The sequence below is a fragment of the Neisseria sp. P0014.S009 genome (genome assembly GCF_051958155.1).
GTDB lineage: Bacteria > Pseudomonadota > Gammaproteobacteria > Burkholderiales > Neisseriaceae > Neisseria > Neisseria flavescens_C.
Genome location: NZ_JBQCVS010000238.1, coordinates 1 through 240 on the forward strand (window position 1 = coordinate 1; position 240 = coordinate 240).

General features: G+C 49.2%; 1 pseudogene. It reads left to right on the top strand.

Annotation, left to right across the window (positions count from 1 at the left end):
* A pseudogene (locus tag ACTHS4_RS12480) lies at nt 1–240 on the top strand (bifunctional peptide-methionine (S)-S-oxide reductase MsrA/peptide-methionine (R)-S-oxide reductase MsrB); the annotation flags it as partial.

Here is a 240-nt window from a genome sequence, read left to right on the forward strand (position 1 = left end):
TCGTTACCGACAACGGCGGCACCATCGCCCAAAGCCTGAATATCAGTGTTTACCCTTCTTGGGCGTTAATCGGTAAAGACGGCGACGTGCAGCGCATCGTCAAAGGCAGTATCAACGAAGCGCAGGCATTGGCTTTAATCCGCGACCCGAATACCGATATAGGCCGTCTGAAAAATTCGTTCTACAAACCCGACACACAGAAAAAGGATTCAAAAATCATGAATACGCGCACTATCTACC